This window comes from Ameyamaea chiangmaiensis, from assembly GCF_013376175.1.
In the GTDB taxonomy this organism is placed as follows: Bacteria; Pseudomonadota; Alphaproteobacteria; order Acetobacterales; family Acetobacteraceae; genus Ameyamaea; species Ameyamaea chiangmaiensis.
The window spans coordinates 1-6,023 of sequence record NZ_JABXXR010000153.1 but is presented as its reverse complement, the minus strand read 5'-3'; the positions used below and the strand labels follow the sequence as shown (position 1 = coordinate 6,023).

The 6,023-nt window shown below is 66.2% G+C and carries 6 protein-coding genes; 2 read left to right on the top strand and 4 right to left on the bottom strand.

Annotation, left to right across the window (positions count from 1 at the left end; genetic code table 11):
• Positions 1 to 42 precede the first annotated feature (42 nt).
• On the top strand, positions 43 to 873 hold the full coding sequence (locus HUK82_RS13730; protein WP_256127035.1) for an alpha/beta hydrolase: 831 nt from the start codon (positions 43 to 45) through the stop codon (positions 871 to 873).
• Positions 874 to 899: 26 nt separating this feature from the next.
• Here the strand turns inward: HUK82_RS13730 and HUK82_RS13725 are convergent, their stop codons facing one another.
• The 4 genes from HUK82_RS13725 to zwf form a co-directional block, all read right to left on the bottom strand.
• Positions 900 to 2,435 (bottom strand): ArnT family glycosyltransferase, encoded by a 1,536-nt coding sequence (locus HUK82_RS13725; RefSeq protein ID WP_176614498.1) that lies wholly within the window; start codon positions 2,433 to 2,435, stop codon positions 900 to 902.
• A 53-nt stretch (positions 2,436 to 2,488) separates the two neighbouring features.
• On the bottom strand, positions 2,489 to 3,115 hold the full coding sequence (gene petA / locus HUK82_RS13720; protein ID WP_176614497.1) for a ubiquinol-cytochrome c reductase iron-sulfur subunit: 627 nt from the start codon (positions 3,113 to 3,115) through the stop codon (positions 2,489 to 2,491).
• A 122-nt stretch (positions 3,116 to 3,237) separates the two neighbouring features.
• Positions 3,238 to 3,678 carry a hypothetical protein gene (locus HUK82_RS13715; protein ID WP_176614496.1) on the bottom strand — a complete coding sequence of 147 codons (441 nt, stop codon included), beginning with the start codon at positions 3,676 to 3,678 and terminating at the stop codon, positions 3,238 to 3,240.
• 5 nt (positions 3,679 to 3,683) lie between these two features.
• Complete coding sequence (gene zwf, locus HUK82_RS13710) at positions 3,684 to 5,162, bottom strand: glucose-6-phosphate dehydrogenase (protein WP_176614495.1); 1,479 nt, start codon at positions 5,160 to 5,162, stop codon at positions 3,684 to 3,686.
• 271 nt (positions 5,163 to 5,433) lie between these two features.
• Here zwf and HUK82_RS13705 point away from each other — a divergent pair, with 271 nt between their 5' ends.
• Entirely contained in the window at positions 5,434 to 5,706 is a 273-nt protein-coding gene (locus tag HUK82_RS13705) for a DUF2312 domain-containing protein (protein ID WP_176614494.1), read from the top strand.
• The last annotated feature ends 317 nt before the right edge of the window (positions 5,707 to 6,023 follow it).

Here is a 6,023-nt window from a genome sequence, read left to right as displayed (position 1 = left end):
GACCCGGAGGCGGCCGAGGCGGCGCTTGCGACGTTGCGGCGGATGACGGACCGCCCCTGTTTTCCGCAGGCGCTGTCGTCGATGCAGGTGCGTCGGGTCCTGCACCTGCGTGTTCCCGGGGCCGAGGGCCTGCGCCCCGCGCGGCTGTATGTGCCCTGGGGGCGGCCGCGCGGGATCATCCTGTTTCTGCATGGTGGCGGGTTCGTCCATTGCGGCCTGAACTCGCATCACGGGATCTGCTGCCGCCTGGCCCGGCAGTCCGGGGCGGTGGTGCTGTCGTTCGATTACCGTCTGGCGCCCGAACACCCGTTTCCGGCTGGCCTCGACGATTGTCGGGCGGCGCTGCGTTTCATAAGTGGCGAGGCATGGCGCTGGGGCGGTCGCGTCGCTGTCGCGGGTGACAGTGCCGGTGGCACTCTGGCGGCCGTGCTGGCGCAGGACGCCCGGTTGGGGGCGGCGGAGGTTGCGGCGCAACTGCTGTTCTATCCGTCGCTGTATGGCGCGCGGGAGTCGGAATCCAGCGCCCGCTGTGCCGAGGGTTATCTCCTGACCACGCGGTTGATGCGTTGGTATGGCGAGCACTATGTGCGGCGGGAGGAGGACCTGACCGATCCGGGTTTTGCGCCCGGTCTGGCGGACGATGTAAGCGGCCTCGCTCCGGCGATCATCGTAACGGCGGGGTTTGACCCGCTGTGTGACGATGGTCGGGATTATGCGCGACGGTTGTCCGACGCTGGCGTGCCCGTTCGCTATCGCTGTCTGCGCGGGTCGATCCATGGTGTGCTGAATTTCTACAGCTTCATGCGCGCGGGTCGTGCGGCGATCCGTTTCGGTGCCCGTGGCCTTCGTGTCTGGTTGCGCTCGCCGTCCTGACCGGGGCGCCGCCAGTTCCTCGCGGCTTACGGAAAAAACCGCGTCGCCGGTTCGTCGATCCGGGGTGGCAGGTCCGGCGTATCGGTTTTCAGGCCATAGACCACGACCTGCCGCCAGCTGTTATCGTAGCGATACAGGACACGGTAGTCGGACCTGAGGACGCTGTAGAGGGCCGCACGCGCATCGCGATTTTCCTCCTGGTATGCGGGTTCGGCCGTCATCACCCGATCAGGGCGTGTGGCCATGATGCGCCGCACTTCGGCCGTCTGGTCGATGCCGACCGCACCGCGCTCTGTCTGCTGGTTCAGGTGGCCGGGAAACGGATGGTCGGTGGGCAGGCAGGAGCTCGTGACGTCATAGAGCGCGGGCCAGCCATCATAGACAAACAGGCAGCCGCGATGTCCGGCGACCGCGGCGACCGCGTGATCGAGATTGATCGCGCGTCCGAACGATATCTGGTGTTTGTAGAGTTGGCGTTGTCCGGCGACGAAGCCCAGAACCGCAAGTGTCAGGAGTACGACACGTCCCCATCGCCAACGCCACAGCGGGGCGGCGCACAATGCCAGGGGCGCGAACAGTGGAAGCGCGTAGTGGCCGTACCAGGTCCCAAAAACGGCAACCGCCAGCAGTGCCACCAACGACCATAGATCGAGAAGGGCCAGATCGGCTGTCTGGTCCGACGCGGGTTCCCGGCATGCGGCGATGCGTCGGATCGGGATACAGACCAGCAACGGCAGGACGTTCTTGGTCATGTGGGCCAGGCGCATATGCGTCGTGACGGGCGATTCGTGTCCCCGGTGCGCAATCGATCCCGCATTGGCGAACCACCAGGCGTCGAAATGACCGATCGCGGCGTAGCACGCCCCGGCGATGGCCGTCGGCAGAGCGGCCATCGTCATCCACAGAGCGGCATCGACGGCCAGCGCGGGAATGGAACGGCCTTGGCGACGGCTGAACCATAGCAGCGCGAGGCCGGCAAAGATGCCTTCGAAGATGGCTGTATATTTGATCTGCATGGCGAGGCCGAACAACGCCATGACGGCCATGCCGGGCGCGCGCAGAGTGCCCTGCCGCGCGAGACCGTCGCGGTGGCGAAACAGCACGATGGCCATCGCTGCGGTGACAAGCAGGGTATAATAGACCGGCGTCTGTCCCCCCTCGCCCTCGGCGAGGTCGAGCCACAGGATATACAGCACGGCGGACACCAGTGCGCCCGCTGCGGGGGCCACACGCCGGCCCATCAGGAACACCAGAATGGCCGTGCCGCACACGGACAGCAGGGCGGCGATCTGATAGGCCCAGACCCCGTCGCCCCCCGGCAGGCGAAAGGCCGCGAACAGAACGAACAGGCCAAGCGGCTTGCGGTCCCAGATATCGACATAGGGCAGCGCCCCATGCAGCAGCCGGCCGCCGACCAGACGGTAGAATTGTTCGTCGAGCGACACCAGCGGGTTGCCGAACGTGCGCCAGCGGGCCAGCACGGCCGTCAGGACCAGACAGAGTACGACGACAGGCAAGCCCGGCCCCTCGTCTCGACCCGTGGTCGCGCGGGCGGTGTCCATGAGAAGACCTCGGTCAGAAAGGCAGGGGGTGCGCCGCCGGAGCGGCACGGTCGTCAGATCTGGACGATATCGCCGAAGTCGAATGTCTCGCCTGGCGGATTTTCACCCACCCGCAGCGTGCCCGGGGCCATCATATGGTGGGGGGGAACCGGCAGGTTGTACGGCGCGGGCGCGCCCTTGAAGACGCGTCCGGCAAGATCGAATTTCGAGCCATGGCACGGACAGGCGTAGCCGCCCGGCCAGTTTTCGATCGGGATCGAGGCACTGGCGTCAGGCATGTAGCCCGGCACGCAGCCGAGATGAGTGCACACGCCGACGACCACACCGTATTCGGGCGACAGGGAGCGGTGCCAGTTCGCGGCATAGGGCGGCTGCTGATGCGCGGAAGACGCGGCATCGCGCAGGCGTGGCGCCAGAGCCGGCTGCTTCAGGGCGGCCAGCGCCGCCGGCGTCCGGCGCGTGATGAACACGGGGTTGCCCCGCCAGACGATCGCGATCTGCTGGCCCGGCTTCATGGCCGAGACGTCGACATCGATCGGCAGGCGCCCGACATCTGTGCCCGCGGGCCGCAGGCTGTCGAGAAACGGCCACGCGAAGGCGCCGACACCCACCGCTGCCGTTGCCGTGGTGGCAAGGGTCAGGAAATCACGCCGGGGCAGGGGGGCGGCTTGGCTGTCCATCGAAGGCTCCAGAAGCGGTCGTTGCCCGTTGTCCTAGCGGCACGATCGGCCGTCGGGCAAGCGCGAATCCGGTAACCGAAGCTGTCGTCCCTGACAGCCCCGTTACGCGGTCGTCACGCCGCCTACGGCAGCAGGTGGAACGTGCCTGGTGTGCCCTTGTCGGTTTCAATGACGCCATCGGGGCGATCGACGCGCACGGTCATCAGTTTGGGCAGATCCTTTGGATCGCCGCTGCAACTGCCAGTGTGCTTCTGAAGCACCTCGATCAGGGTCGCGTTCATCGGCGAGTTGCCGTCGACGATGAACAGCAGGCATCGGCCCGGCGTGCCGTCGGTGACGCCCTTGTGCGGCAGGACGACCCGCAGATGCTCCACCAGCGCGGTGTTGTCGAACCAGCTTGTCTGGGAGAACGTCAGCTTGTCGGCCGCCTGGTCGAGCCAGCCCATACGCATCAGCACCACGGCCAGCAGACCGGCCGGCAGAACCAAAAGCAGCCGGCGGACGATATGTTGCCGCAGGGTGCGCCGGGGGCGGGGGGCCCCGGACCGTCGCAGGACAGACATCGTGTTCAGCCCTGATCCTCGTGCCAGGCGTGGCCGGACGCGGCCAGCAGGTCCTGTGCGGCTTTCGGGCCCCAGCTCCCGGCCGGATAGGACTCGAGCGGCGCTTGATCGGCGCTCCACGCCTCCAGCACGGGCATGACGAAGCGCCATGCGGCCTCGACCTCGTCACGGCGGATGAACAGCACCGGATCACCGCGCACCGCGTCCAGCAAAAGACGCTCGTAAGCATCGGGGTACCGGGTGGCGAACGCCTTGCCGAAGGAGATATCGATATCGGCCTCGCGCAGGGTCAGGCTGTCGGGCTTGGCGGGGTCCTTGGTCGAGACGGCCAGCATCACGCCCTCGTTGGGCTGGATGCGGATGATCAGACGGTTCGCGCGGGGTGCCGCGGGGAAGATCGACCACGGCGCGCTCTTGAACTGGATCACTACCTCGCTGACCTTGTCGCGCAGACGCTTGCCCGAGCGCAGGTAGAACGGCACACCGGCCCAGCGCCAGTTCTGGATCTCCGCTTTCAGGGCGACATAGGTCTCCGTCGAACTGGTCTTGCCTTCGCCCAAATCCTCCAGATAGCCCGGAGCCGTCTGGCCGTTCACGTCGCCACGGACATATTGCCCGCGGACGGCGACCTGCGCCACGTTCTCGCGCGCGATGGGCTTGAGCGCGTGCAGCACCTTGAGCTTCTCATTGCGCAGAAGGTCCGCGTCGAGAGAGCCCGGCGGCTCCATCGCCACCAGCGTCAGTACCTGAAGCAGGTGGTTCTGGATCATGTCGCGCAGGGCGCCCGATGTGTCGTAATAGCCCGCGCGGCCCTCCACGCCGACCGTCTCGGCGGCCGTGATCTGGACGTAGTCGATCGCGTCCGACGACCACAGCCTCTCGAACACCGGGTTGGCGAACCGCAGCGCGATCAGGGCCTGCACCGTCTCCTTGCCGAGATAGTGATCGATGCGGAAGATGTGGTTCTCGGGGAAGAAGCGCCCGACCCCGTCATTGATCGCGTTGGCGGTGTCCAGATCGACGCCGATCGGCTTTTCCAGCACCACGCGCGACGCGTCGGTCACGAGTGAGTGGTTGTGCAGGTTTTCGCAGATCGCACCGTACAGATTAGGCGCGGTCGCCAGATAATAGACGCGGATACGATCGGCGGGCGCGTGGTCCAGAAGGTCGGTCAGGTTCGACCAGGTGCTGTCGGCCTCGGCGCCGTTGAGGCTCGCGTAATGGACGAGGTCCAGAAACGCGTCGATCTGGCCGCCGTCCTGGTCCTGGGGACGCACGAACGAGGTCAGCGCGTCACGTGCCCGGCCGCGATACTCCTCGGTCGAGAGCTTGGAACGCGCGGTGCCGATGATGCGTGACTCGGCTGGCACCTGCCCATCGCGAAAGCGATAGAACAGCGCCGGTAGCAGCTTGCGCATCGTCAGATCGCCTGTGGCGCCGAACACGACGTAGTCGAAGACGTCGACCGGGGTGAGTTGCGACAATGGACGGTCCTCCTCAAGACGGGGTGCGCCGATAGCGGAGGCTGAGGCAGACTGCACGCAGCGGCCGTTGAGCACCCGTCGGGCATGGCGAAGGGCCTGATGGCCCGTGTTCTCATGTCTGGTTTGTTCTGCGCGTAGGGCGACTGTCAAGAGATCCGGACGTCCGGGGGCAGTCGGGGCGGCGACGGGGGTGGCTGCGCGCGCGATTGACCGCAGGGGGGCGGAGAGGCGATAAGGCCCGCCGGGTCGTCCATAGACGAAGGAGAGCAACATGGACCAGGACAGCTTCGCCGAGGACGACAAGACCTCGACCGGCGGGATCGCCGCCGACCGGCTGCGCAGCATCATCGAGCGGATCGAGCGCCTCGAGGAAGAGCGCAAGGCCCTCGCCAGCGACATCAAGGACATCTACACCGAAGCGAAGTCGGCCGGTTTCGAGCCCGCGATCATTCGCCAGCTGATCCGCATGCGCAAGCGCGAGCCGGCGGACGTGGAAGAAGAGGAAACGCTGCTCGACATCTATCGTCGCGCGCTGGGAATGTGAGGATTCGCGCCTGCGACGCGCCGGCGCCAAAAAAAAATACAGTCTGTCTCTTGCTGAATTGTTCATCAGTTTTTCAGCGTCATAAAATCTTCACGTGACCTTGAGGCGGATGCGCATAGTTTCCCGAGCGTCTTTGGACTGGAGCGGGAACCAACTATGCCTATCCGTCGTGGCGCGCTTTTCGCCGGGCTGACCCTTTTTACATCGTGTGCGGCTCTCTCGACGGCTTTCGCTGACGATCAGCCAACGCCGGGAGCCGCCACGGCGCGGCCCGCGCACCATCGCCAGCATGGGCGGGTGGGCGCCGCGACGCCTCG

Bases quoted from the DNA above. Each gene is read 5' to 3' on its own strand.
- HUK82_RS13705 (WP_176614494.1), top strand. From the start codon at position 5,434: ATGGACCAGGACAGCTTCGCCGAGGACGACAAGACCTCGACCGGCGGG.
- HUK82_RS13715 (WP_176614496.1), bottom strand. From the start codon at position 3,678: ATGTCTGTCCTGCGACGGTCCGGGGCCCCCCGCCCCCGGCGCACCCTG.
- HUK82_RS13725 (WP_176614498.1), bottom strand. From the start codon at position 2,435: ATGGACACCGCCCGCGCGACCACGGGTCGAGACGAGGGGCCGGGCTTG.
- HUK82_RS13730 (WP_256127035.1), top strand. From the start codon at position 43: ATGACGGACCGCCCCTGTTTTCCGCAGGCGCTGTCGTCGATGCAGGTG.
- petA (WP_176614497.1), bottom strand. From the start codon at position 3,115: ATGGACAGCCAAGCCGCCCCCCTGCCCCGGCGTGATTTCCTGACCCTT.